The organism is Pseudomonas sp. CC6-YY-74, from assembly GCF_002025205.1.
Taxonomy (GTDB): Bacteria; Pseudomonadota; Gammaproteobacteria; order Pseudomonadales; family Pseudomonadaceae; genus Aquipseudomonas; species Aquipseudomonas paeninsulae.
In genome coordinates this window covers 3,425,775-3,449,581 of sequence record NZ_CP019947.1, presented here as the reverse complement: position 1 = coordinate 3,449,581, position 23,807 = coordinate 3,425,775, and the positions used below count along the sequence as shown (strand labels likewise).

The 23,807-nt window shown below is 54.2% G+C and carries 19 protein-coding genes, 4 pseudogenes and 1 other annotated feature; of the genes and pseudogenes, 10 read left to right on the top strand and 13 right to left on the bottom strand.

Features of this window, described 5'->3' with window-relative positions:
- Positions 1–402, top strand: coding sequence for a heme-binding protein (locus B2D37_RS15685; RefSeq protein WP_079203562.1), 402 nt, complete (start codon positions 1–3; stop codon positions 400–402).
- A 254-nt stretch (positions 403–656) separates the two neighbouring features.
- Positions 657–827, top strand: coding sequence for a hypothetical protein (locus B2D37_RS23175; protein ID WP_154067103.1), 171 nt, complete (start codon positions 657–659; stop codon positions 825–827).
- 468 nt (positions 828–1,295) lie between these two features.
- On the opposite strand, the gene B2D37_RS15680 is transcribed toward B2D37_RS23175, so the two are convergent.
- From B2D37_RS15680 to B2D37_RS15665, 4 genes are all read right to left on the bottom strand, one after another.
- Complete coding sequence (locus B2D37_RS15680) at positions 1,296–1,916, bottom strand: tyrosine-type recombinase/integrase (RefSeq protein ID WP_079203561.1); 621 nt, start codon at positions 1,914–1,916, stop codon at positions 1,296–1,298.
- Positions 1,917–2,087: 171 nt separating this feature from the next.
- Complete coding sequence (locus tag B2D37_RS15675) at positions 2,088–2,894, bottom strand: helix-turn-helix transcriptional regulator (protein WP_079203560.1); 807 nt, start codon at positions 2,892–2,894, stop codon at positions 2,088–2,090.
- Positions 2,895–2,964: 70 nt separating this feature from the next.
- Entirely contained in the window at positions 2,965–4,197 is a 1,233-nt protein-coding gene (gene eutH, locus B2D37_RS15670) for an ethanolamine utilization protein EutH (RefSeq protein WP_079203559.1), read from the bottom strand.
- A 96-nt stretch (positions 4,198–4,293) separates the two neighbouring features.
- Positions 4,294–5,058, bottom strand: coding sequence for an SDR family NAD(P)-dependent oxidoreductase (locus B2D37_RS15665; RefSeq protein ID WP_079203558.1), 765 nt, complete (start codon positions 5,056–5,058; stop codon positions 4,294–4,296).
- 535 nt (positions 5,059–5,593) lie between these two features.
- On the opposite strand from B2D37_RS15665, the gene B2D37_RS15660 reads away from it, so the two are divergent.
- Positions 5,594–6,865, top strand: coding sequence for a D-arabinono-1,4-lactone oxidase (locus B2D37_RS15660; RefSeq protein ID WP_079203557.1), 1,272 nt, complete (start codon positions 5,594–5,596; stop codon positions 6,863–6,865).
- Between the two features lie 553 nt (positions 6,866–7,418).
- Here the strand turns inward: B2D37_RS15660 and B2D37_RS23170 are convergent.
- A pseudogene (locus tag B2D37_RS23170) lies at positions 7,419–7,601 on the bottom strand (hypothetical protein); the annotation flags it as partial.
- Between the two features lie 395 nt (positions 7,602–7,996).
- Between B2D37_RS23170 and B2D37_RS15655 the strand changes: the two are divergent.
- From B2D37_RS15655 to B2D37_RS15635, 5 genes are read left to right on the top strand one after another with little or no spacing between them, the layout of a single operon-like run.
- The gene (locus B2D37_RS15655; protein ID WP_079203556.1) at positions 7,997–9,328 is read left to right on the top strand and encodes an FAD-dependent oxidoreductase; all 1,332 of its coding nucleotides are present in this window, start codon (positions 7,997–7,999) and stop codon (positions 9,326–9,328) included.
- A gap of 60 nt (positions 9,329–9,388) precedes the next feature.
- Complete coding sequence (locus tag B2D37_RS15650) at positions 9,389–10,948, top strand: BCCT family transporter (RefSeq protein WP_079203555.1); 1,560 nt, start codon at positions 9,389–9,391, stop codon at positions 10,946–10,948.
- Between the two features lies 1 nt (position 10,949).
- A complete protein-coding gene (locus B2D37_RS15645; protein ID WP_079203554.1) occupies positions 10,950–12,086 on the top strand; it encodes a mandelate racemase/muconate lactonizing enzyme family protein in 1,137 nt (378 codons plus the stop codon).
- Positions 12,083–13,222, top strand: coding sequence for a mandelate racemase/muconate lactonizing enzyme family protein (locus tag B2D37_RS15640; RefSeq protein ID WP_079203553.1), 1,140 nt, complete (start codon positions 12,083–12,085; stop codon positions 13,220–13,222). Before B2D37_RS15645 ends, B2D37_RS15640 begins: the two co-directional genes overlap by 4 nt.
- Positions 13,207–13,857: a GntR family transcriptional regulator gene (locus tag B2D37_RS15635; protein ID WP_079203552.1), complete on the top strand. Its 651-nt coding sequence runs from the start codon at positions 13,207–13,209 to the stop codon at positions 13,855–13,857. Before B2D37_RS15640 ends, B2D37_RS15635 begins: the two co-directional genes overlap by 16 nt.
- A gap of 308 nt (positions 13,858–14,165) precedes the next feature.
- On the opposite strand, the gene B2D37_RS23165 is transcribed toward B2D37_RS15635, so the two are convergent.
- From B2D37_RS23165 to B2D37_RS23160, 7 genes and pseudogenes are all read right to left on the bottom strand, one after another.
- Complete coding sequence (locus B2D37_RS23165; RefSeq protein WP_154067102.1) at positions 14,166–15,824, bottom strand: hypothetical protein; 1,659 nt, start codon at positions 15,822–15,824, stop codon at positions 14,166–14,168.
- The gene (locus B2D37_RS15630; RefSeq protein ID WP_177345233.1) at positions 15,772–17,157 is read right to left on the bottom strand and encodes a DNA cytosine methyltransferase; all 1,386 of its coding nucleotides are present in this window, start codon (positions 17,155–17,157) and stop codon (positions 15,772–15,774) included. The genes B2D37_RS23165 and B2D37_RS15630 overlap by 53 nt, the downstream gene beginning before the upstream one ends.
- Before the next feature lie 339 nt (positions 17,158–17,496).
- Positions 17,497–17,688 carry a tyrosine-type recombinase/integrase gene (locus B2D37_RS23780; RefSeq protein WP_256573087.1) on the bottom strand — a complete coding sequence of 64 codons (192 nt, stop codon included), beginning with the start codon at positions 17,686–17,688 and terminating at the stop codon, positions 17,497–17,499.
- A 411-nt stretch (positions 17,689–18,099) separates the two neighbouring features.
- Positions 18,100–18,609 carry a ProQ/FinO family protein gene (locus B2D37_RS15620; protein ID WP_079203550.1) on the bottom strand — a complete coding sequence of 170 codons (510 nt, stop codon included), beginning with the start codon at positions 18,607–18,609 and terminating at the stop codon, positions 18,100–18,102.
- A 363-nt stretch (positions 18,610–18,972) separates the two neighbouring features.
- Positions 18,973–19,485, bottom strand: a complete 513-nt coding sequence (locus B2D37_RS15615; RefSeq protein WP_079203549.1) for a cytochrome c — start codon at positions 19,483–19,485, stop codon at positions 18,973–18,975.
- A gap of 139 nt (positions 19,486–19,624) precedes the next feature.
- Positions 19,625–19,867 (bottom strand): annotated as a pseudogene (locus B2D37_RS15610) (ATP-binding protein); the annotation flags it as partial.
- Between the two features lie 32 nt (positions 19,868–19,899).
- A pseudogene (locus tag B2D37_RS23160) lies at positions 19,900–20,067 on the bottom strand (IS5/IS1182 family transposase); the annotation flags it as partial.
- A 575-nt stretch (positions 20,068–20,642) separates the two neighbouring features.
- Here B2D37_RS23160 and B2D37_RS15605 point away from each other — a divergent pair.
- Complete coding sequence (locus B2D37_RS15605; RefSeq protein ID WP_079203548.1) at positions 20,643–21,902, top strand: NAD(P)/FAD-dependent oxidoreductase; 1,260 nt, start codon at positions 20,643–20,645, stop codon at positions 21,900–21,902.
- Between the two features lie 60 nt (positions 21,903–21,962).
- Here B2D37_RS15605 and B2D37_RS15600 read toward each other — a convergent pair.
- A pseudogene (locus B2D37_RS15600) lies at positions 21,963–23,192 on the bottom strand (IS3 family transposase).
- Positions 22,783–22,914 (bottom strand) — a sequence feature (AL1L pseudoknot). (Overlaps the previous pseudogene by 132 nt.)
- 190 nt (positions 23,193–23,382) lie before the next feature.
- Between B2D37_RS15600 and B2D37_RS15595 the strand changes: the two are divergent.
- Positions 23,383–23,799, top strand: coding sequence for a RidA family protein (locus B2D37_RS15595; RefSeq protein ID WP_079203547.1), 417 nt, complete (start codon positions 23,383–23,385; stop codon positions 23,797–23,799).
- Positions 23,800–23,807 lie beyond the last annotated feature (8 nt).

Sequence of the window (23,807 nt, the reverse complement as noted above, 5' to 3'; positions counted from 1 at the left end):
ATGCACAGCAAAGCTGTATTGAGCCAGACCGAAGTCACCCGCATTCTCGCTGCCGCCCGGGCCGAGGCAATGAAGAACCATTGGGCCGTGGCCATCGTAGTGGTGGATGACGGTGGCCACCCTTTGGCGCTGGAACGTCTCGACGGATGCGCCCCGATCGGCGCCTATATCGCCACCGAGAAGGCACGCAGCTCGGCCCTCGGTCGCCGTGAGAGCAAGGGCTACGAGGAGATGGTCAACGGCGGGCGAAGCGCCTTCCTGTCAGCGCCGCTAATCACTTCCCTGGAAGGTGGCGTGCCGCTGATCGTCGAAGGCCAGGTTATTGGCGCCGTTGGCGTCTCCGGGGTCAAGGCAGACCAGGACGCTCAAGTGGCCAAGGCCGGCATCGCCGCCCTAAGCTGAAGCGAATATCGATTCGGCTCCAGTACGAGCCGCTGGTAATGACCCACATCGCATACGTACAGTTTAAGGTGAAGTGCAGATGACTGATCGGGTGAACTGTTAGGGCCTGCAAGTGGCCGCCCGTTGCGGTGTGCTTTCAGCGAGGGTGTGCCTCCGGGTAGCGGCATTAAGCGCGAGGCATTATGGACTGACATGCCGGCCTACCGCGCCTTCCGCGAAGCCATCGGTTTGCTGCTGCGGGAGCCGGCCAAAGCATGCAGATCTACTGGGACGCCTATATCGGCACCGCCGACGGAGTGCCGATCGCCTGCCACCTCAATGAGATAGTCGAAACCATCCTCACCTGTCGCACCGAACTGCGCGAACATCTCGGCTGGATCATGGATAGCTACCTGCTGCGTAAGAACGACAAGCCCCGTGACTGAGTGCCTAGCTGCACCTACTTGGCCATTCAGCAGTATCCGGCTTGATCACTCTGGCTGCGAGACGGTCGATTTTCTGAACGAGGGGATTACCGTGCCACACACTTTCTCACCAAAACCCTGACGCGGGGGGGGGGGAGTACCCGGCCACCAATTGCTGCTGAGAACAGCATTGAGCCAAGGAATTGAAAACGAGCTTGGATCTGCCACTGTGCACCCCGGTGCTACATGCTGAAGTCTGTAGCTCAACCTACTTGAATGGGCATTTCCCGCGTCTACTTGTTCGCGAGGCGTGCCTTTGATGGGTACTTCGCCCAATAGAGGAAACGATCCTTATGCTCGAAAAGTGATCAAATAGAGAAGCCAGGAGAGGATGTTTTAGAGCTTAGAGTGGCCAGCTTCTCGTAGATACTTTATGTCCGCTCTTGGCCGATTGCGGCGGCTACGGGCGTAGTCGCCGCCAGCCGAAAGTTACACCTCTGTCTGCTCTGCTATTTCTAGAGCATCGTCGACCTCAATGCCAAGATATCGGACGGTGCTTTCTAGCTTCGTGTGGCCAAGCAGCAGCTGGACTGCTCTCAGGTTCTTTGTCCGTCGGTAGATCAGCGATACCTTGGTGCGCCGCAGAGTGTGAGTGCCGTACAGCGCTGGCTCCAAGCCTATGGATGTCACCCAGGCTTTGACTATGCGTGCGTATTGCCGTGTGGAGAGATGCTCTGAGCAGTGCAGGCGACTTGGAAACAAGAAATCGTCGCTTCTGAGCTTAGCCAGATTTACCCATGCTTCCAGAGCAGTACGGGTTTGCTCGGTGATTTCAAATTGCACTGGGCGCTGGGTCTTCTGTTGCATCACGATAGCTCTTGGCGATACGTGATCTCCATGGGCTACATCCCGCAGCCGTAGCTTGGTTAAGTCACAGGCGCGCAGCTTGCTGTCGATTGCCAGATCAAAGAGGGCTAGGTCTCGTACCCGAGCGGCAAGCTGCAATCTGACCCGAATGGCCCAAATATCTCTTAGCCGGAGTGGAGCCTTCTGTCCGACAAGTTTTCCCTTGTTCCAAGGCTGATAGTTGTAGAAAGCAGCAGTATTCATGGCTTGTCCTCCAAGTTGAGGAAGGACAAGGGTGGATCAGTCATAGCGCGCGGTCGCTACCTGATTCAAGCTCCCGGTAGATGTAGCCAGCAGCCGACAAGTGGGGCCATCCAGCAAGATGCGTTCCGAGGCTTTCTGGCCCATGCAATATTTTCGAGTTGCGCTGACTATCTATCTGGGTGCACCGGAAATGTAGTTGATGAATAGTCGGAATAGATCGGCGTTACTGGAGATCTGAAGGCGCTGGTAGATGTTGTGCTTATGCACCTTTACCGTGCCTTCGGAGATTCCGAGCAGGTGGGCAATGGACGCGTTGCTGTGGCCTTGGAGGAGTAGCTTGGCGATGTATCGCTGAGCGTCAGTCAGCTGCCCCTGAAGAATGTCCACAAAGGCGCTTTCGAGGTGGTTTTCGGGATTGCCGGGGGCTACGCCGGGTTCTTCCGGACGCAAGCGCCAGTGTGCCTCAAATGCCTTGTTTACGATCGGTGCCAGCGTTTGCAAGCGACGGACTTCTGATTCTGTGAAAGATCCATGACTTTGCTCTTTCATTAGCGAGAAGACGACGGCTGTGTGTGCCTGAAGCGGGATGATGTAGCCCAACTCCTCGACCAGACTACCGTGAGTGGATGAAATGCAGGGGTGGATATCAGGCGAGATAGCGAAACCCGAGGAGAGGAAACTATCCGGCGCCAGGTCGCTCATTCGCCAAAGACCTGCCGGGTGCTCATGCATGCAAGCGACGTAGAAAGGGTCTAGTAAATAGCCGCCGCGAACGTAGGCGCTCAAAGTCTTTGTTGGCACCATGCCATTGTAGCCATCGTGCACTAGCACGGCGGTACGATCGAAGCGAAAGACGTAGGCGCAGCTCATGTCGAAGCGCACATCGCCCTCCAGCAAGGTGCAGAGGCTATGACCCAGATTATCGGTACCCACGGCGGCGATCACGTCTGCCACCTTGATTGCTTCCTGGTTGTTCATACGTAACCGTACTGTTTGTCTTAACCCGGGAATTTCAGCGCCGTCCCATGATGGGACAGCGCTGCACGATTCAGGACAGACCGGCCGAGGCTCGCAAAGAATCGCGGGGGAGTTCTTCGCTGCCGAGCTGTAACGCCTTCGGCACTGCCAGCCAGTAGGCGATGGCCATGCCGATGAAGCCGCCACTGAGTTTTCCAATAATCAGCGGAAGGATCAAGGTGGGTTGGAAGTTAGCCGAGAAGGCCATGTGGTCGCCAAAAGTGAAGGCAGCGCAGACCGAGAAGGCGATCACTAGGACCTTGTCCTTGGGCGGCATATCCGCGACCAGGCGGAACATCGCCAGGATGTTCGCCGAGGCGGCGAGAATGCCAGCCGCACCAACTGGTGACATGCCCAGTTTGACGGCCACCAGTTCGAGGGGGCGGGAGAGGTAACGCTTGATCAGGCAGACCATAGGGAAGGCGCCGCAGAGCATGATGCCGATGTAGCCGGCGATTTCCAGCGCACGGAACTGATCTTCCTCGTCGGCGATGATGGGGGCGAAGCCCCAACTGCCGAAGGTATTGGTGAAGGCACCGGTGAAGTACTCAACGATGGACGCCACCAGGATCAGCGTGACCGCAGCGTAAATTATGCGTCCCAACGCCAGGAACAGTCGCACCATCAGGCCAGGGAGGTATCGCAGGGCGGCGGCTAGGAAGACGCAGAAGAGAATCAGCGGTAGCAGATTGCGCAGCAGCAGCGGCAGCGTGAAGTTCAGCGCCTGAGTGGCTGGGCCACTGGTGGCAATATCTGGGCGTACGCCCAGGCCCAGCCACTGCATGGCCATGGCGACGGTAATGATGCTGATCGGGATACTCAGCAGCCCGGCCATGATGCCCAGTGCCATGTACTTATGGTCGGCTTTGTTGAGCATGGCCAAGCCCACGGGAATGACAAAGATAAGGGTCGCGCCGGACTGGAAGCCGGTGATCAGCCCAAGAACCCAACCCTCAGGGTCTTCGGCCAAGGAATGGGCGAGCTGATAACCCCCCATGTCCGAGGCAATGAAGATGGGGCCGGCGATGCCGGGGTCGGCGCCCAGCGCAGAAAACAGTGGGGCGATCCAGTGGCCGATGAAGCTGGAGATGAAGGGAATAGCTGCCATCGTGCCGGCCACGGGAATGAAGATGGGGCCGATGCTATGCAGGCCGGCCGTGAACTCTTTGCCCAACTCTGACTCCGCGTTGACCACGGAGGCGATTGCGCCAATAACGGCGCAGGCCATGATGAGGTAGATGACGTACGTACCGATGTTTTCCATAGCTGCCTCGTCTCTTGTAAATTTTTTGTTGGGTGGCAGAACGTAAGTAGGTTGAGTACTTATTGTTTTGGTGTTCAGTCCTTTTGAGCTCGGAGGTCAGGCTGCGGTATAAGCGTTGTCGACGAACAGATGCGTGCCGTTGACGAAACTGGCGTCGTCACTGGCCAGGAATAGCGCGGCGGCGGCTACTTCGGTTGGGTCGCAGAGTCGGCCCTGCATGGCACGTAGTGCCTCGTCGGTAACTTCTGCGCCAAACTCACGCAGTAGGTCAAGCTCACGTCGGCCGTGGGTGGTGCCGATAAAGCCCGGGCAGATGGCATTGCTGCGGATATTGCGGTCGCGGAACTCGACGGAGAGGGCGCGGGCAAACATGTGGCAAGCACCCTTGGTAGTGCAATACAGGACCTCCATGGGTGTGCCTACCACGCCGGAGATGGACGAAGTGCAGATGATACTGCCGCCGCCGGCCTCAATCATCTTCGGCAGTACGGCCTTGGTCACCAGGAACATGCTCTTAACGTTGATATTCATCAACCGCTCCCAGTCATTTTCGCTGGTATTGAGGAAGGGCGCTGCGTGAATGGTGCCAGCGTGGTTCATCAGCACCGTGATGGGCCCGAAGCGCTCTTCAGCCTGGGCCACCGCGCTGTTGACCTGCTCGGCTACCGAGACGTCCGCAGGTACGAAGAAGGCGCTGCCGCCAGCTGCGTTAATCCGCTCGGCTACCGCCGCACCGTCGCTGTGGGGCAGGTCGAGGATGGCGACCTTGGCGCCTTCGCGTGCAAAGAGCTCAGAAACGGCTAGCCCGCAACCACCTGCGCCGCCAGTGATCAGAGCCACCTTGTTGTTCAGTCGTCCCATGATTGTCTCCATTGCTGTTGGTGAATTCGACCGTTCTCACGCTAGGGGCGGGCTGAAGAACTGTCTATATATCGATGGATATATGAATCGATAACTAACTGTTTTCAATGAAATTAATACCAAGGGCGAGATGTAGAATGACCTGCGCTGGCTCGACGAAGGTTCGCAACTGAGTTCGCTGATGGCAGATACGGCGGTGGCGACTTAAAGCCCTTGCAGCCACTGACGCTCCTGTTGGCCGTTAAGAGCCTGTAGGCGTAAGGGACCGTGCGACGTTGATTGGGAGACTCGGCGGACCCGACACATCAGGAGGGCTCGTCTTGAATCTACGTCCAAGCTCTATACCCATCGACATATGGTGGTTGTTTTAGGGCGCCTTCATTCTGTCCCCAACGAATCCGATAAGGGCGCTGGCCATATGCTTGCCTGTGCGGCTTAGTTTCTTGTCAGTGACGACGCGAATTTCTTGAGCAAAACACATCCATTTTCCGGCAACGGCTACATCGCAATCCAAGTAAAAAGTAGGAGAACAATAATGAACACTTCATCGCACAACATGCACATCAACGAGTTCGGGCTTGAACACGCACATTGGCGCAACTGGGTCGGCAACCAGTCTTGTATTCGCGCAGCTCGTGGTGCTCCGTCAAGTGAGGATGAGCTTTGCAGCATGATCATTGATGCAACCGGCAAAGGACTGAACGTCCGAGTCGCGGGCTCCGGCCACTCATTTACTCCTGTTGCACTCACCAGTGGCCTGCACCTGACGCTAGCCAACATGCAGGGTGTACGCCACATCGATCATGCTAAGCGTCGAGTCACGGCCGCCGCGGGGACGACGATCAATCAACTCGTTCGAGTCCTCAAGGCCGAAGGCCTGTCGATGATCAACCAGGGCGACATCGACAGTCAGGCTCTCGCAGGTGCTTTGACGACAGGAACGCATGGCACGGGCCTCACGCTCGGCAATATGGCGTCGTCAATCGTGGGCATGAGGCTCGTTCAGCCGAATGGCGAGATCATAGTCGTCGACGAAAGCACGCCGGACTTGCTCCATGCTGGGCGCGTCTCGCTCGGCGTTCTTGGAGCAATTTCCGAAATAACGCTTCAAGTGATGGATAGCTTCAATCTTCACGAGCGCATCTGGCGCGAAGATTTCGAAAGCGTCATGGAAAAGCATGATGAAATGGCGAAAAAGCATCGCCACTTCAGCTTCTTCTGGTGTCCGTACGAGCAGAGCCGACATTGCTACTGCCTGCCCGATACCGCAGCGACCTCCAAGACTGGCCGTACAACCGATGTGTGCGAAGTGAAGGTTATGGATATAACCGACCGTCCAATTTTCGAGGGTGAGTTCGAAAAGGTAGCCTATAGCTCGGATGCCTATCCGATCGAGTACGTTCCGAACTTCCACGAGCTCGAATATGCAGTGCCTGTTGCACATGCAAAGGAAGCGCTCAGAGCTGTGCGCAAACTTATGCTGGAGGACTTCCCTGAAGCGATATACCCAATAGAGTATCGCTTCACCGCGGGCGATGGCGCATGGATGAGTCCCTTCTTCGAGCAAGATAGCGTCACCATTTCCGTCTCCGGAGAACCAGGAACCGACTACTGGGACTACTTGCGGAGCGTCGATAAAATCCTGCGTTCTTTTGGGGCAAGACCTCACTGGGGCAAGATGCATTTTCTGACCGGAGAAGATGTCACCTCCATCTACCCTCGCGCGAATGACTTCCGCAACCTGCGTCGGAAACTCGATCCTCAGGGTTTCTATCTGAACGATCACCTCAGTGCTCTCTTCAAGTAGAGAGCGCCGGTTCGCCATACTCCGTGGCCCTGGGAGGCCATACTGGCCTTCCTAGGGATACTCCTTACAAGTCAGCACCGATCCAACTAAGTCGCAGTCGGCGGATTCATCCAACAACCCGGGTTTACCGGGTTGTTGCGTTTTACATCCTGAATGGGGCCAGAAATGTCACGAGCCACCCACATGTCCGACTGAATGAACAACGTGATCAGGTGAGCGGCGCTTTTGGCTCAGTGCGAGCTCTCGGCAGGTTGTTCTTCTGGAAGATAATGTCAGGGACCGGACACCGCGGGCTGTCGCGGGTGTCTGCTATTGGCCGATGACGACTGGAGGGGCTGGCCGGTTTCTACCGGTTGTCACTGGAAACCTTGGGTCGGTGCTGCTGGTTGCGAATAGCCCTAACTGTAGTGGTCAAATTCTGCCCAGGGTTGTGTGAAAACAACAAAGTGCTCCCCTCTGGGGAGGGTCTCAACTAGCCATGTATTTATGAAAGACTTCAGTCTTCGTCAATTTTTAAAGCGGCGAATTAATCTGAAACGATCAGATCACCCGCTCACATCTTGGTTTTTAGTCGCCGCAGCTCTCGCAGCGGCAATTCCCCGCATTCCAAGCGCACCTCTCCTGCGTTTGTCAGTAAATACCGGCGTGCCATACACGGGTTTGACCGCGCGAACATCATCAGTTGCGCCGTGTTCTTGGCCAGGATACGGAAGCGCACCGTCACATAGCCGAGCTGGCACAGCGTTTTGCAAGGTTGTTGTCGTGTCAGCCGTGGCTCTTATGTCGCTGTTCTCTGTGCCGGTTGCAGACTCTCTGGGTTGAGTGTGACAGCCCCGATAGCTCGCCAAGTAAATCAGGCTGGCCGAAACCTCGGCGCCGTGTATCTCCTACACGTACGCCTGAGTCCACGCCCTGTCATGTCAAAGGTCTTAAGCGAAAGGGCCTTGTCGTCGAGGCGCTGTCCAGGGCGTCTCGACGATCTGCGCCTGAAAAGCGCTAAGCAATCGCGCGGCACCTCGATTGCGCGAGAAGGCAGGTGGATCAACGGTTGTTGACAAGTTTACTGGAAGGGGGTTTCATTCAATATATTAAAGATATATTCTGAATATTACCTAACAAGTGAGCGTTGAGATGACCTACACGAGAAATCTTCCCGCGGGATTCAAGGCCGACCTGAACTGCTTTGGTCACTTTGACGTAGTGGTAGTGGGCGGCGGCCCTGCGGGCATTGCCGCGGCTGTCACCGCTGGCGAGCGCGGACTCAGCGTGCTGCTCATAGAACGCCTGGGATTCTGCGGTGGCGCTGCCGTGGCAGGCCTGTCCGGCACCATCTGCGGCCTGTACATGACGGTCCAGGACCCACATAAAGCAACGCCCGAACAGATTATTTTCGGCTTTGCCGAACGCTTTCGCGATGCGCTGTACCGCGAGGGCGGTCTGACCGAGCCGCAGATCTATGGCAAGACTTGGGTCGCCACCCATGACTGCGCTAAATACAAGAAAGTCGCCACCGACTTGCTGCGGGCGGCCAAGGTCACCGTGCTTTACCACACGCAGATGATCGATGTGATCGCCGAGGAGGAAGAGCTCAAGGGCATGGTGTTGCACACCAGCGCGGGGTTCACCGCGGTCTATGCCAAGAAGGTCATCGACGCTAGCGGCGACGCTGATGTGGTCTACAAGATGGGGCTTAAGACCACTAAGGGTAATAACGGAGTCATCCAGAACCCGACCATGATGTTCAAGGTAGGCAACGTAAATCTGCTGAAGTACCTGGCCTACTGGGGTGAGGACACCATCTCGCCGCCCAAGGTGGTGAGCATGTTGGAAGCTAGGGACGAATTGCTGCGCAAGAAAGTCTGGCTATTTCCCACCGTGAACCCGGGTGAACTGCTGGTCAATGCCACCAAGATCACCGGTTTCGACAAGCGCGCGTTAGATGTCACCAATCCGGTCGATCACACCGAGGCGGAGCAGTTTTCCATCTATCAGGCCAAGGCATTCTTCGACTTCATGAAGGCAAACGTGCCGGGCTGCGAAGACAGTTACTTCATTGACTACGCCACTGAAGTCGGCGTCCGCCAGACCCGTTCCATCGATGGAGTGGCGCGTCTAACCAATGACGATGTCATCAACAAACGCAAGTGCAGTGATGCTATCGCAAAAACATCCTGGCCGATCGAACTGCACTACGGCGCCAAGCCGAAGACCGAGTGGTTAATTGACGACTATTACGAAGTGCCATTTCACACCCTGGTGCCCAAGGTCGGTAAGAACATCATCGTCGCGGGTCGTTGCCTGAGCAGCGAACACGAGGCGCTGGCCAGCTGCCGGGTGACGGCGCAGTGCTTTGAGTATGGCCGAGCGGCTGCCCTGGCGGCTGAGCTGGCGATCAAGGAAGACCTGACGTTCCAGGTGATCGAAGGTGGACATATGGCCTATCTGATGCAGCAAGCCAATTAGTTGGCTTGCTGCTGTGGACTCATTTAACCCGTGGCAATTACAACAATAAGAGGTGACTTAATGAATATGAAAGCAGCGGATATTCCAATGGAGGCCGGTGTGCAAAAACGCGTCGTCAAGCCCATCGAAACTGATCGAAAAATGCAGATCATCAGCCTGCTGATCATCTGTGCCGTGGCGATGACTCTTGTGCTTTTCCCGGAGGACAGCGCAACCAGTATCAACTCCATTTTTAAGTGGATGACGCACACTTTCGACTTTATCTACCTTGCTGTCGGCCTTAGCGCGCTGATCTTTCTGGTGGTACTGGCCTGCTCCCGTTTTGGTGACATCAAGCTGAGTGCCGATAAGGATGCTGCCCCGGAGTTCACCAAATTCGGCTGGGGCTCAATGGTTTTTCTCGCCGGCATTGCGTCCGGTCTGATGCTCTGGGCAGGAACTGAGTGGGGCTATCATTTCGCCTGGACCCCTTTTGGCCTGGAGGCCAAGAGCAAGGAGATGTACACCGTTGGCCAGGCTTACGGCATCTTCCATTGGGGGCCGACTGCATGGGCCATCTATTGCGTGCCTAGCATTGCAATGTCGTATATCTATTATGTGCGGCAGAAACACATCTACAAGATCAGCGAGGCTTGCCGCGGTGCACTGGGCAATTTGGTCGATGGCCCTGTCGGTACGGTCATCAACTATTTGTTCATTCTCGGCGTGCTGGGGGCTTCCGCAACCTCTCTGGGTCTGGGTACGCCGATGATCGGTGGCGCCTTGGCTGAAGTGATGGGCGTTAGCAGCAGCGTGTATCTGGACATGGCGATCATCCTCACCTGCACCGCCGTGTTTACCGTCAGCAGTGGTTTAGGGTTGGCCAAAGGCATCAAGCGCCTCAGCACCTTTGCCACCGTGCTCACGCTTGCGATCGTGGTCTATGTCCTGCTGGTCGGGCCAACCAAGTTCATTCTGGGCCTGGGCATGGATTCGATCGGTTACGCGGCGGATAACTTCATCAAGATGAGCACCTGGACCGACAGCGTTAACGAGAGTGGCTTTCCGCAAGCGTGGACAGTCTTCTACTGGGCTTGGTGGGTTGCCTATGCACCGTTCATGGGCATGTTCGTCACCCGCATTTCTCGCGGTCGTACCATCCGCGAAGTGATTGTCGGCATGCTGTCCTACGGCACCTTGGGCTGTGCGCTGTTCTATGTCGTGCTGGGCGGTTATGGCATCAATCTGCAGCTCACCGAAACCCTGGCGATGTCCGAGTTGGTGAACACCCTAGGCGTTGCGCCGGCCATTATCGCGATGTTCAAGACGCTGCCTCTGAGTGGACTGGTACTGCTGGCGGTCGCTGTCTCCGGGATCGTCATGCTGGCTACCACCTTCGATTCCGCCGCCTATGTGATGGCCTGCGCGACCACCAAGGAATTGGGTGAGGGGCAAGAACCGCAACGTTCCAACCGCTTATTCTGGTGCTTTGCCATCGCAGTCCTGCCCGTGGCGTTGCTGTTCCTCGGCGGTTTGAAGACCATGCAGACGACCTCGGTAATAATCGGTTTGCCGCTGATGGTAATCCTGGTGCTGATGATGATCAGCACCGTCAAGTTCATCAAAGAAGATCACGCCTAAAATGACTCAGCCTATTGTGAAAAGCATTGAAATCTTCGCAATAGGCCCGGACGGAGAGAAGATCAGCTGGTCTTCGTTCCTCGGGCCGATGTACGAAGCGATGATCGTTGCCCGCCTGACCTTTGATAATGGACTGCAGGGGATAGCGGGCCTGACCACCTATACCGAACATGAGTTCGATCAGACGGCCTTCCACAGTCTGGCGCTGCTGGCGCCGTTCCTGTTGGGCAAAGGGCTATACGAGGCCCCGCAGATTGCCAGGGCCATGTCCGGCAAGTACGTGCCGCTCAAGCATCTATCCATGTCCTTGTTCGATATTGCCCTGCACGATGCCAAGGCCAAGGCGCTGAATCTGCCCATCTACCAGATGCTCGGCGCCGCCAAGCACAAGATACGGGCCTATGCCTCCAGCCCGGTAATGGCCACGGTCGATGACTACATCACCTACTGCCATCGGATGCTGGACCAGGGCTTCAGTGCCATCAAGATTCACCCGCGCTGTGTCTTCGCTGAAGACTCTGCGCTGGTCCATGCATTACAGGAAGAATTCGCGGGCAGAAATATTGGTTGGAGCCTGGATGTCGACGCCAATTACTCCTTCCAGGAGGCCCTGCAAATGGGCCGTTTGCTCGATTGCTATCAGTGGGAATTCTTCGAGGAGCCTTTGCCCGACTCGGATCTGGATGGCTACAAGAAACTGGCAGCGGCATTGGATCTGGATGTCATCAGCGGTGGCAACTCGCTGCCCAACCTGCAGTTGATCAAGCACGGCTTGCAGAACCATTGCTGGGACCGCAGCCGCTTCGATGTCACCAGCATTGGTGGCTTCATCGGCGCCACCCAGGTAATGGGCGTGACCCGCGCCCAGGGCTTGAAGGCCGAGGTGCAGTCCTGGGGCTATACCCTGACCCAGGCAGCCAACCTGCATCTGATGTTGGCCTATGACAACTGCGAATATTTTGAACAGGCCGCGCCTTACGAGAAATATGAAATTGGCGCCAGGCAGGTCTTCCGCCCCGACGCGCAGGGCTTCATCCACCCAACCGGTTTGCCCGGACTAGGCGTCGAGCTGGATTGGGACCTGTTGGAACCTTTCATCTACCAGAGGCGAACGTTCAGCCTGGATAGTGGGCGATGAGTGTCAGGATCGAGAGCGTCGAGGTCACCTGCCTGCAGGACCCGCAAGCGGACTTCGTCCGCTTTGAGGGTAGCTACCAGAATGCCCTGGTCGTGGTGCGCGGGGACAACGGCCTGTACGGCATCGGCGAAACGGACTCGCCACCGCAGGTGATCAAGGCGCTGATTGAGTCTCGACCCTACAATTACCTCTCCACAGGGCTGGCCAGCGTACTGGTCGGTGAAGTGCTGGATAACCCGGTCCGCTTGTGGAACAAGATGTACCAGAGCAGCAACTGGCATGGCCGCTACGGCGTGACCATCCATGCCATCAGCGCGCTCGATATTGCCTTGTGGGATCTGTTTGCCCGCTCCGAAAAACGACCGTTACACAGCTATTTCGGTGGAATGAAGCACAAGCACCTGCCGGCGTACGCCACCATCTACCCGATGCAGGCAGAGCAGGCACTGTTCCAGCAGCAAGTCAGCGCCTGTCTGGAGCAGGGTTTTAAGCGCATCAAGATCTGTGTAGAGCCGTGGTGGCAGGACGTGGAGCAGGCCATCGGGAATCTTCACTGCCTGCGTGAGTTTGTCGGCGCCGAGATCGAGTTGATGCTGGATGTGGCCATGGAGTTCACGCGTTTCGAGCAGCTGGAGCCGTTCCTCGGCACCTTGCAGGCGCTGGACTTCAAGTGGATCGAAGCCCCCTTCGATGCAGACAACCTGCAGGACCATCGTCGGCTGCGTTCCTCGACGGCAATCCCCGTGGGCATCGGCGATCTGGGCTTCACCACCTGCAAGGAGTTTCAACCCTACTTAGCGGCTGACGCGTTCGACATCGCTCAGCCGGATATCACCATGTTCGGCGGCGTCAGTGAGGTCATGAAGCTGCGTGATTTGCTCGCGCCCAAGGGCAAGCGAATCGTGCCCCACGCCTACAATACCGACCTGACCATTGCGGTAAACGCCCATTTTCTTTGTGCACAACAGCGGGTCGAGCCACTGGAGTATTCGACCAGCCCATCGATTCTTCGCCGGCAGTTGGTGGTCAACCCACTTCGCCTAGATGAGCAGGGTATGATCACGCTCGAGGACGGGGTACACGGTCTCGGACTTGAGCTCAACTGGGACTTGGTCAACGCATGCAGAACAACGTAGATAAACGAAGCAAAGCTGAAATTGCCCATGACGAACTTGAGGCGGCGATAGTCGATTGCCAGATTGCCCCAGGTTCGGTCATGACTGAAACCGAGATCAGCGAGTATCTAGGTCTGGGTCGCACTCCCGTTCGAGAAGCGCTGATGAAGCTTGCGAACGAGAACCTCGTGCGCCTGTCGCGCGCTGGTGTGGTGATCCCAGAGCTCAATCCGCTCACCATGCTGAAGTTGCTGGAGCCGCGAGTACTGATCGAGCGGTTGTGTATCGAGAAAGCAGTCGAGCGCCTTGTTGAAGAGGACAAGCCGCCAATCCTAGAGGTAATCCAGGTGCTTCAAAGCCTGGCGAGCGATGACCGTAAAGGTTTCATGGCATTGTTACGGCGCATGCACCACATTTTGGCGCGCTCTTCAAAGAACGAATTCATTCTCTCTACTATCAAAACTACTCAGGGTCTTTCCCGCCGTTTTTGGTGTTATTACGCGACGAGCGAAGATCAAGCCTACTGCACCCAGCTCTACATCAAACAGATGCAAGCCTTGGTCAATCAGGACAAAGACGTAGCCGTGGGTGCTTCTGCCGAACTCATGCACTACTTGCATGAGTTTACCAAAGCACATCTAGACCACTTTAAATGAACAGCGGTCTATCCGAAAACAGGTTGAAAAATAGTTAGGCGTTGTTGATCGCAGGTCACCGTTAAAATCCTGTCAGTGGATCTATCCAGTAATTTCTGCCAGTTTTGAGCGTAAGCTTTTGGCCGAATTTTGCCGTTTCTGACCGGCTGCTTCGGGTCGGTCCCGGTCGTTCGTGACCGGCAGCTACCGACCCGAAGCGGACTCTCAGAGAGGACTATGAAACTAGGGGCGATTCAGAGCAAGTCTTAATCTAACCGGTAATCTCTTTGAAGCTTACTGGTTAGATAATATTTTTTGTGTGTGAAATATCAAATAGTTTTTATCTGGATTAGCCCGCTGCTGTTTAACCACCCGAGATCTAAACTAAATCGAGTTGCGCCTGAGTCTGTGGCGCCTAAAAGTCGTTCATAGATCCTTCCAAGGGTTGGTAATCCGACTCCTCGATCAGCTCCCACCCCCGGGGCAATTACAACAACAGAACCTCCACTTCTCTGGAATCGTTCTCCTTCCACCACAATGATATCCAGCAACATTATACGTCTTGAATTTACAAGCAGTCTTGGTGAAATTTGGATAAGGCCAGAAGCTTGTAACATTAAGCTTTCTGCAATACAGAAATTATAACACCGTAAAATCTCTTCCTCTGAGTAGCCTTCATCAATCAAAATTAACCTTGCGCGCTCTAGCGATCCTTCAGCACGGAGTAGTGCATGCACAAAATCGAGAGGCGTTAAAAAGCCAATATTTTGTAACGTCCGGCGAAGTTTCACATGAGCCGTTCTTACTTGGATGAAGTCCGCAGTGGAGGGCATCTCAAGCATGTGCTTGAGATCTCGATAAAGACTCGAGTAATAGCCCGCACCATCCAAGTACTCAACAAATAGTGCCCTTGGGTATATTGCTCTAGTCAATACTCTAGATGAACGTGTTTGATCAACGACCTTGTGAGAAACACTGCCTGAATCACCAGCGTAAAACTGTGCTTGAATAAAAATGCGCGGTGACCAGCCAGGTGTTCTATACGGCAATACAAAATCATATGCTCGCGTTTTAGTAGGGTCGGCACTCAAGTCATCAATAATACGGCCCCCATTGTTATTCTCTTGTAGCTCAGCGGCGGCCTCAATAAGATCGTCTCGTTGCAGGTCGCTACCACTAATTACTACGTCATCAATATTGAAATCGATACCGGATTTTAAGCCCCACATTGTCATGCAGCTTCTGAGAATTTTCTCTGGCAGATGTCCACTCTGAGCTGCGACTGATCCGCGCACTTTAAAGGCAACGATAGGGGCCAACAGCTTGCCTTCAAAGCCAGGGTTTCTTACCTTTAGGGTAAAGTAACTAAATCCTAACGCCCAAAGTTGTTCAATGCTTTCATCGCTATTAAGTATACTATTGATGTAACCCTTTAGAAGCCAAACTGCTTCGGACTCTAGGTCAATTGCTCCAGGATATCTCGCTCGAAGAACTAATGCTTCGCCGATCAGCTTAGAGACTTTCTCCTGCTTAATTACTCGGCCTAGCTCTGCAAATTCAAAATTGACACGTCCATTTCCACGGCGGTTTACCATTGGGAAAACAGTTCTATTTTCGCTTTGAATTAGGTATACCGGAAATTGACACTTCATATTGTTATCAGACTTTCCAGTGACCAGGAAAAGCATTGATATCAATGAATCGAGTAGATCAATTGCAGCAGTAAGTGATAATTCAACTGTCTCAAATTCAGCTATAATTCGTTCTACTTGCGCGATGCAATAGATTGCCATCTGCTCAGGATTGCAATCTTCTACACGTTGAAATCCGTTGGTAGCGGCGCCGAGTGAATCTAGAATTAGGCTGATCTTTTCTAGTTCGCTGCGATAGGTTGCCGTGTCACTAACCTGCTGAATAGATGCAGTAATCCAATTTTCAAACTCGCTCAACTTCTCTTCTAGAGAAAGTTCTACTGATACCAGTTTCAATTTTCACTTCCTTGGACAAATACTTAAAAATTGCCTTTGCAAACGCGCGACCCACTGGTGGTGATACAGCGTTACCTACAAGCCTATAACCATCCACAAGTTCGCGTTCGCCACTTCCAAAAGTAAACAAGAAATCGTCAGGGAATCCTTGAAGGCGGGCACATTCCCTCAAGGAGAAAGGACGATTTGCCTCCGGGTGAAGGAAATATCTCGGATTGTGAAAATTTGTCAGCACTGTAGAGGAGGGAGAGTCCCAGCCTGGTCGTTTGTATAAGCCTGAGCAAAACATTGCCCCTTTTAAGTCAAACTTTCCTTCGACGTCTTTGAGGTAGCCTTTAGTCATAAGGCTATCTATATGACGGGTTACTGATTTTATTCCAGAAAGTTCTTTTATGACTTCGATTGAAAGAGGGTTTCCATTTGGAATGGAGCCATATTTTTTATGGCGTCTATTCTTCCCAATTGTTTCGAGAATATTTCTTTCTATGTCGTTGATATGACCGAAATATTCTGGTATATCCCAGGTATAAACGGACGTCGGGGAGTGCCTAACATTACAAAGTTTCTGACCAGGCCCAATCTTCGCGAAAATAGAACTCCAGGCAGCATTCCATGCATATGTGACCCTATGGTCCGCAATCTTAGAATCTAGCTGAATAAGATCCCCTATAGACTCTCGGATAGTCCTCGCTGGTAGCAGGGTTTGCTTATCCTGAGAGAAAAAATCCCCGAGGTCCGCAATCGCTGCTTCACCGTTTCGGCTCTGGCTTAAATGTGTAAATTCGGGCCAGTTAAAGTCATCAAATAAAAGGTCATCCCTAACCCCAATAAAGTATATCCTTCTTCTATGTTGAGGAACCCCGAATCCAACGGAATCAAACAGCCGATACTCAACTCTATAACCAATATCTTTAAAATCTCGGACTATGGCTTCTAGGTACGCGCCCTTAAAGTTTTGCGATAATCCGTCGACATTTTCTGCGAGAAACAATTTCGGTTTTAATCTATTTACGGCTGAATGCATTTCCAGATACAGCAGGTTTCGTATGTCATCATGTTTTTTTGGTCCAGCCTTCGAGAATCCTTGGCATGGGAATCCTCCAAGAATGATGTCGCACGATCCAATAGATTTCATTTCAGCATGGAATTCGTCAGAGGTGACGTCTCTAACATACGCCCTCTCGTCAATATTTTTTTTATAAACGGCCACAGCTGCAGGGTCATTATCACAAGCGTAAATCAAATCGTAATCAAGTTCTTTAAACCCGACATCAAGTCCGCCGCACCCAGCAAAAAGGCTTACAACGGTTGGTTTTTGAACTAAACTACTCATATTGACTTCGCTGCGTAATATAAACAAAAAAATAAATTTCCGCATTTTATCACGTACCAAATGACTGGGCAAGATCATGATTAGGCTTGACTATTTTAATAGGCTTCCGGCTCGCGAAGAGCATACGACATTGGTATGCGAAATTTTGAACAGGGGAGGTAAGTTTCAGTTGAAAAGCATTGTAAGCAAAACTGGACTCACAAGAACCCAGGTGTTGTGCACTTTGCAAGCACTTGTTAATGATAAGATAGTATCTTTTTCTGCTATTGGAAAAACAAAGTTTTACTTTATAGAGTCTGATATATGAGCAAGCATTTACTTTGAGATAATAATAGTCTGCTACAAAATGTAGTTATGGTTTACAGTGGTCTTACTTTGGTTTTTTGCTAGGTCTTCTGTCCGGGGATGGTAGTAGCGCATTAGCATGCGTGAGTCTTGGTGTCCTGTAATTTTCGTTAATTCATGCAGTGGAAATGTTTCAGCAAGTCGGGAAGTTGCTTCGTGCCTCAGATCATGAAATTTAAGGCCCATCAGAAAAAATCATCTTCAATTTCCTTCTGGAATTTATCTTTCTTCTTCCCCTCATTTTCCCAAAATTTTTCTAGGCCTTTTCATAGGCCAATCGAGCGTTGTTCAATGTTTCCCTGAATTCATACCTGAATTCATAGAATAAGTGCAACGCTTGAAACGAGAGACTGAGAGCCAGCCACACCGGTAGAATCCAGGCCCTCACACCAAAGGATTCAAGCGCAGATGACTACGCATTACCGGCAGCTGACTGAATCGACCCTGCTTTTGTAGGCGTATTGAATGACCGCTTCTGGCCGGCAGCGGGCACATCTGACAGGCGGTACCCGCCACTTGCCGCTCTTCGACCCGCCTCATCATCGCCTCGCGCACCTTGTCAGTGATCGGGCGACTCGGTGCTGAGCGCGAGTGATTTTAATCCACGATCTGTTCCACAGTGGTATCGACGGCCTTATCCTGAATACGCTCTTTCGGCGTTTTCTGATTACGTCGTGCTTGTCCGCGCTGGCGCTTCGCCTGCTGCTTCGCATGCAGCGCCTGAGCCGCCGTTACCATTCCAACTGCCTGACCGCTTAGGTCCAAGCGCGGCGCATTCTCCGTCATGCTTGCCCAATATCGACTTCCCCGGCACCAGGTAGCGATGCCCTGCTTGAGCTGTTCGCTGGATACTCCGAGCAGCTCCAGATGTTGCTCGGCATCCTTTAAAATACCTTCCTTAAGCGGAACCTTGGGGGCCGGATTGACCGGGAAGGTCAATGGAAAGTGCTTCTGCAATCGCCAGATCGCCTCCACCGCAGGATCTTGCTCGCGAGGCTTAGCCTGCTCAGAAGGCTTGCGTATAGGCTGCTTCGCACTATCAGTCTTTACCTGCACTTTTTCGGACCGTAGGCGGTCGCGTAGCTCAGCTAGTTGTTCAAAACCCATCGTTCAGTTCACAGCCTTATGATTGATTCATGGCGCAAGGTTATCCCATGCAGTCTTTTGACACAGCCGGGGCCGGCCATTGCTGCCTTTTCCCTCCGGCAGCAATGGCCGACAGCAGCCGGTCACGATGGAATGGAATCGGCCATAAGCGGCCGCTGAAAAAGCCCGGCACCGTAGGATGGTGTTGAGCACAGCGATACCCGTCATCGGCAGGTAAGCCGAGCAGGAGTACCGTCAGTATTAAGTGGCCTCTTCGGGTTAAGGGCGTCGCCCAATGATTCGGACGATTACGTGATGGGTATCGCTGCGATCAACCCATCCTACGAGCTTCGCCTCCTTTGATCGAGCAGGTTGGCCTGCCCGCTATTCGTTGTGGGGAGTTTTCGGGAGGTGCGCAGAGCCTTGGCCCAAAAACGTCACAAGATCATTCAAGTCCTCTTCGCCCATGGACCAGCGCGGCATCGATGTATCCATCTCCTTACCAGAGGGATCTTTGCCTTGGGTGATGGCCACTTTCAGCGCATCGAGCGTGTAGGCGTCATGATCTCCATGCCCTTGATCATGGGCATCGAATAGGGCGTCCGCAGTCAGCGGCGGTGTCTTGAGCCAGAACATTGGGTACATGCGCCGCCCGCCTTGCCGATTCTCACCATGACAGCTCACGCAGCCGCCCTGGTGTCCTTGAGCATGCATGTTGCCACCGCTAAAGGAGATCGCTGTTCCGGATTGGCTGCGGCCAGTGAAGTAGATCCGCTCACCGTTACTGGAGAATTTTTTGCCAGCATAATTGGAGCCATGCATCCCGTTCATGTCCATATCGCACCCTGCCAGCACGCTCAGCATCAGCCCTAAACCTAAGTACTTGATTGACTGCATTCGCACTCTCCTCGCAATTGTGTGGCAATCCGCGTCGAGCAGCAGATAGCAGCCAGTCTGTACGCTGCCTGTTCTCAACTTGTATAACCAGCCTAGGCCAGCAGGCAGATTTCCGGCAGCGCTGTGCGTTCACTTGTTGTCATTGCCCCGCTGTCGAGCCCTCTGGCCGAGGAAATTCCATATGGAATGCGGTCTGGCCATTGGATGAGGTGCACCAGATCTTGCCATGGTGCGCCTCGACGATGGAGCGCGTGATGGCCAGGCCCAGTCCTGCATTGCTGAGGCTGCCTTCGCGGCGGGCAGGATCCGCGCGGTAGAACCGGTCGAGCAAGCTCTCAAGGTGTTCCGGGGCAATGGTTTCCCCCGAATTTTCCACAACCAGCTGGGTTACCGAGCAGGATGGTAAGCAGGTCAGCCAGTTTCTGCTGGGACGTCGCCTTCAAAACCCAGACTGTCGAGATCGAGCTCATCCACAAAGACATCGACTACCCGTACTGGGTTGGTGTCTGCGACGTAGTCGTCGAGACTTTCGGGCAGTAAGGTCGTCTGGCTGCGACTTTCACCTTGGATGAAACGCTTCATGGGCAGTCCCTGCGATGAGTCCAAAGAAATCATAGCAAGGGAAGGGCCGCGTTTTTACGCAGTCTGGGCCGATTGTTGCCCGTCACGAAAGGCAGCAATGGGTCGGCTGCAGCCCTGGAAAGAGGCTGAAACCGACCGGAAGCAGAAGCTCGGTAATATCACCAGCCGCCGCGCCAATTGGCAGCAGGCGCCCTGATGGCCACACTCGGGGCAGATGAAGTTGGCTGGTCAACGTAGCTTGAAGAGCGCTTCGCGACACTGCTCCTCGTTTGCTTAGCGCTTAAGGACGTTAGTGACCGAAAGGCCGGGCTGGGATTGAGCCTGATTACGGGCCATGGGACACCTCTGACTGGTTATTCATAAAGTTAACCGTGGCAGGGGATTCCAATTATGCAGCTGAGCTTGGTACGTAATCAGGAATGCAAATGGGTCGTCAAGTCTGTGCAATTGCCCACCTCAACCTGCTCTGCTGCCGGGCCTAGCTTTTTCCTGCCTTTCGACGATAAAAAACATAATTTCGCTATTGGGCGTATCTGCACAGAATGCATCGAACACCCTCTGTGAAGGACACAGACATGTCAGATGAAAATATAGAAATAGACACCCTTATCGTCGGCGCTGGCCAGGCTGGGGTGGCCATGAGTGAGCACCTGAGCAATCTCGGCGTGCCGCATCTGGTTCTGGAACGTAATCGTATCGCCGAAGCCTGGCGTACAGGACGCTGGGATTCGCTAGTCGCCAACGGACCCGCTTGGCATGATCGTTTTCCGGGACTTAAATTTGACGATCTGAGCCCCGACGGCTTTGCGCATAAGGACCGGGTGGCCGATTACTTTGAAACCTATGCCAAGAACATCAAGGCCCCTATCCGCACCGGCGTGGAAGTGAAGAAGGTAGAACGCAATGTCGGTCGGCCGGGCTTTACGGTCGAAACCTCCGAGGGTGTGATTCAAGCCAGCCGCGTAGTGGCTGCAACTGGACCTTTCCAGCGCCCCGTCATTCCGTCAATTGCGCCCAAGGATGAAACACTCACGCAAATTCACTCGGCCCAGTACCGCAATCCTCAACAATTGCCTGAAGGCGCTGTACTGGTGGTCGGAGCTGGATCTTCGGGAGTGCAGATTGCCGATGAACTGCAGCGTGATGGCAGACAGGTGTACCTCTCGGTGGGTCAGCATGATCGTCCGCCTCGTGCCTACCGCAATCGGGACTTTTGCTGGTGGCTGGGGGTGCTCGGCGAGTGGGACGCTATGGCCATGAGGCCTGGCAGGGAACACGTCACCATTGCAGTGAGTGGTGCTCATGGCGGTCGTACCGTTGATTTTCGAGGCTTGGCCCACCGAGGAGTGACGCTGGTGGGGTTGACTCAATCCTTCAATGACAGCGTGGTGACTTTCCAAGCAGATCTGGCGGCCAATTTGGCGCGTGGAGATGAGAACTACCTGTCGTTGCTGAACGCGGCAGACGCTTATGTTGAGCGTAATGGTCTTGATCTTCCGCAGGAGCCTGAAGCGCGGGAAACCTACCCGGAACCTGCGTGCGTGAGCGAACCCATTCTTGAGCTGGATCTGGCCAAGGCTGGCGTGACCTCGATTATCTGGGCAACCGGTTTTGCACCAGATTACAGCTGGCTGAATGTAGACACTTTTGAACCGAATGGTAAACCAAGGCACCAGCGCGGTGTATCGTATGAATCTGGCATTTACTTCCTAGGCTTGCCGTGGCAGTCCAGACGCGGTTCGTCATTCATCTGGGGCGTTTGGCACGACGCCAAGTACGTTGCCGACCACATCGAGACCCAACGCCGATACCTCTCTTATCGTGATGTTTCGTAATGAGGGCATACTTCGCGATTGTGAATCGCCCCGAGTTTCGTGGAGGCCGTTCCGTTTTGGTCAGGCTGCTATAGCCTGACCTGCTTGTTGCCGGTAGAGGTTTACCTCAGCCTCTGCAGGCGGAATATAGCCAATGGCGCTCAGTAGATGTTCATTGTTGTACCAGTGCACCTACTGCAGGGTAGCCAGCTCCACCGCTTCACGGCTCTTTCATGATTGACGATAAATTAGCTCAGACTTGTACAAGCCATTGATGGTTTCAGCCAGGGCATTGTCGTAGCTATCGCCCTTGCTGCCGACCGAGGGCTCGACTCCAGCTTCGGTCAGTCGCTCGGTGTAGCGAATCGAGACTTACTGGCTACCGCGGTCGCTGCGGTGAATCAGGTCGCCTGTGCGATGTGGCTGGCGCGCATACAAGGGTTGCTCCAGAGCATCCAGCACGAAGTCGGTCTTCATGCTGGTACTGACACGCCAGCCTGCGCGCAAACACGCCGATCACGAAGGCCACATACAGCCATCCCGGCCAGGTCGAAACGTAGGTGAAGTCCGATACCCACAGCTGATTGGGGCGGTCGGTACGGAACTGCTGCTAAACACGATCCAGCGGGCAGGCTGACTGCTCACCTGCTACCGTTGACCGCACGATCTGGCCGCGCCTTATGCCCTGCAATCCAGCCTGACGCATCAATCGCTCAACCCTGCATCTGGCAGCTTTGATGCCTTCTCGCCGGAGCTGCTTCTAGACATTCATCGCGCCATAGCACTGCATGTTGGCATTCCACATGCGCTAGATTTACAGTTTCAGTAGTTCATCGCGGCGAACACGGCAACAACGCAGCGCAGGGTTACGCAGCCCCGCCGCATGCCTCCGGTAAGCGGACGGGACGATCCGCAAGACGCGGCAGATCGACTCGCCCCCGAGACGGTCACGATGCTGATCGACAAATGCCTTCAGGCCTTGGTGCGACGCAGGGGTGCCGGCCAGTCGGGCTCCGCTTGGGCAAAATACGCACTTGCCAGGCGTAGGATCTCGTTAGCCTTGCGCAGCTAACGGTTCTCTCGCTCCAGAGCCTTGATGCGTTCGCGTTCTTCACTGGTCTGACCCGAGCGCTGCCCAGTGTTGGTCTGATGGCGACGAATCCAACCATGCAGGGTTTGCGCGGCACAGCCAATCTTCGGAGCATTCGCCTCAATGGCTGCCTACTCGGATGGGTAACCGCTCAAGTGCTCTAGGATCATGCGCACGGCACGCTCACGGAATTTAGGGGGGTAGGTAGTGGACTTTCTCATGACCTCATCTTCTCAAGAGTTGAGACCTCCACGAAGCCCGGGGCGATTCAGTGCAATTTCGCAGGAGGGTTTCGCGCTTACGGCGCACTAAGCATTTTTTACGTTACCAAACACCATAAAAAACCTCGTTTCGCCTACTGTGGCGTATGGGGAGAATACCGTCACAGCCCACCTGAAAGAGCAAACGTGGATGACCCAGCCGACCCATACTCGCATTCGCATGTTCAACACCAAAGAGACCTACCCCAATCAAAGTCTGGATAACGACCTTTGCCAGGCCGTGCGTGCAGGCAACACCGTGTATGTCCGCGGCCAGATAGGCACTGACTTTGAAGGCAACCTCGTCGGCCTCGGCGACCCTCGGGCCCAGGCCGAGCAGGCGATGAAAAATGTCAAACAATTGCTCGAAGAGGCAGGCAGCGATCTGAGCCACATCGTAAAGACCACCACTTACCTGATCGATCCCCGCTACCGGGAACCGGTCTACCAAGAAATCGGTAAATGGCTCAAGGGGGTATTTCCGATTTCCACCGGACTGGTCATTTCAGGGCTGGGACAGCCGGAGTGGCTGATGGAAATCGACGTGATCGCGGTCATTCCTGAATAAAAAGGACG

What these genes read in the sequence shown, in the direction of transcription:
- B2D37_RS15655 (WP_079203556.1), top strand. Translation starts at nt 7,997, where the DNA reads ATGACCTACACGAGAAATCTTCCCGCGGGATTCAAGGCCGACCTGAAC.
- B2D37_RS15630 (WP_177345233.1), bottom strand. Translation starts at nt 17,157, where the DNA reads ATGAGTAGTTTAGTTCAAAAACCAACCGTTGTAAGCCTTTTTGCTGGG.
- B2D37_RS15660 (WP_079203557.1), top strand. Translation starts at nt 5,594, where the DNA reads ATGAACACTTCATCGCACAACATGCACATCAACGAGTTCGGGCTTGAA.
- B2D37_RS15685 (WP_079203562.1), top strand. Translation starts at nt 1, where the DNA reads ATGCACAGCAAAGCTGTATTGAGCCAGACCGAAGTCACCCGCATTCTC.
- B2D37_RS15650 (WP_079203555.1), top strand. Translation starts at nt 9,389, where the DNA reads ATGAATATGAAAGCAGCGGATATTCCAATGGAGGCCGGTGTGCAAAAA.
- B2D37_RS15605 (WP_079203548.1), top strand. Translation starts at nt 20,643, where the DNA reads ATGTCAGATGAAAATATAGAAATAGACACCCTTATCGTCGGCGCTGGC.
- B2D37_RS15640 (WP_079203553.1), top strand. Translation starts at nt 12,083, where the DNA reads ATGAGTGTCAGGATCGAGAGCGTCGAGGTCACCTGCCTGCAGGACCCG.
- B2D37_RS15615 (WP_079203549.1), bottom strand. Translation starts at nt 19,485, where the DNA reads ATGCAGTCAATCAAGTACTTAGGTTTAGGGCTGATGCTGAGCGTGCTG.
- eutH (WP_079203559.1), bottom strand. Translation starts at nt 4,197, where the DNA reads ATGGAAAACATCGGTACGTACGTCATCTACCTCATCATGGCCTGCGCC.
- B2D37_RS23175 (WP_154067103.1), top strand. Translation starts at nt 657, where the DNA reads ATGCAGATCTACTGGGACGCCTATATCGGCACCGCCGACGGAGTGCCG.
- B2D37_RS15680 (WP_079203561.1), bottom strand. Translation starts at nt 1,916, where the DNA reads ATGAATACTGCTGCTTTCTACAACTATCAGCCTTGGAACAAGGGAAAA.
- B2D37_RS15595 (WP_079203547.1), top strand. Translation starts at nt 23,383, where the DNA reads ATGACCCAGCCGACCCATACTCGCATTCGCATGTTCAACACCAAAGAG.
- B2D37_RS15675 (WP_079203560.1), bottom strand. Translation starts at nt 2,894, where the DNA reads ATGAACAACCAGGAAGCAATCAAGGTGGCAGACGTGATCGCCGCCGTG.
- B2D37_RS15635 (WP_079203552.1), top strand. Translation starts at nt 13,207, where the DNA reads ATGCAGAACAACGTAGATAAACGAAGCAAAGCTGAAATTGCCCATGAC.
- B2D37_RS23780 (WP_256573087.1), bottom strand. Translation starts at nt 17,688, where the DNA reads ATGGGCCTTAAATTTCATGATCTGAGGCACGAAGCAACTTCCCGACTT.
- B2D37_RS15665 (WP_079203558.1), bottom strand. Translation starts at nt 5,058, where the DNA reads ATGGGACGACTGAACAACAAGGTGGCTCTGATCACTGGCGGCGCAGGT.
- B2D37_RS15620 (WP_079203550.1), bottom strand. Translation starts at nt 18,609, where the DNA reads ATGGGTTTTGAACAACTAGCTGAGCTACGCGACCGCCTACGGTCCGAA.
- B2D37_RS15645 (WP_079203554.1), top strand. Translation starts at nt 10,950, where the DNA reads ATGACTCAGCCTATTGTGAAAAGCATTGAAATCTTCGCAATAGGCCCG.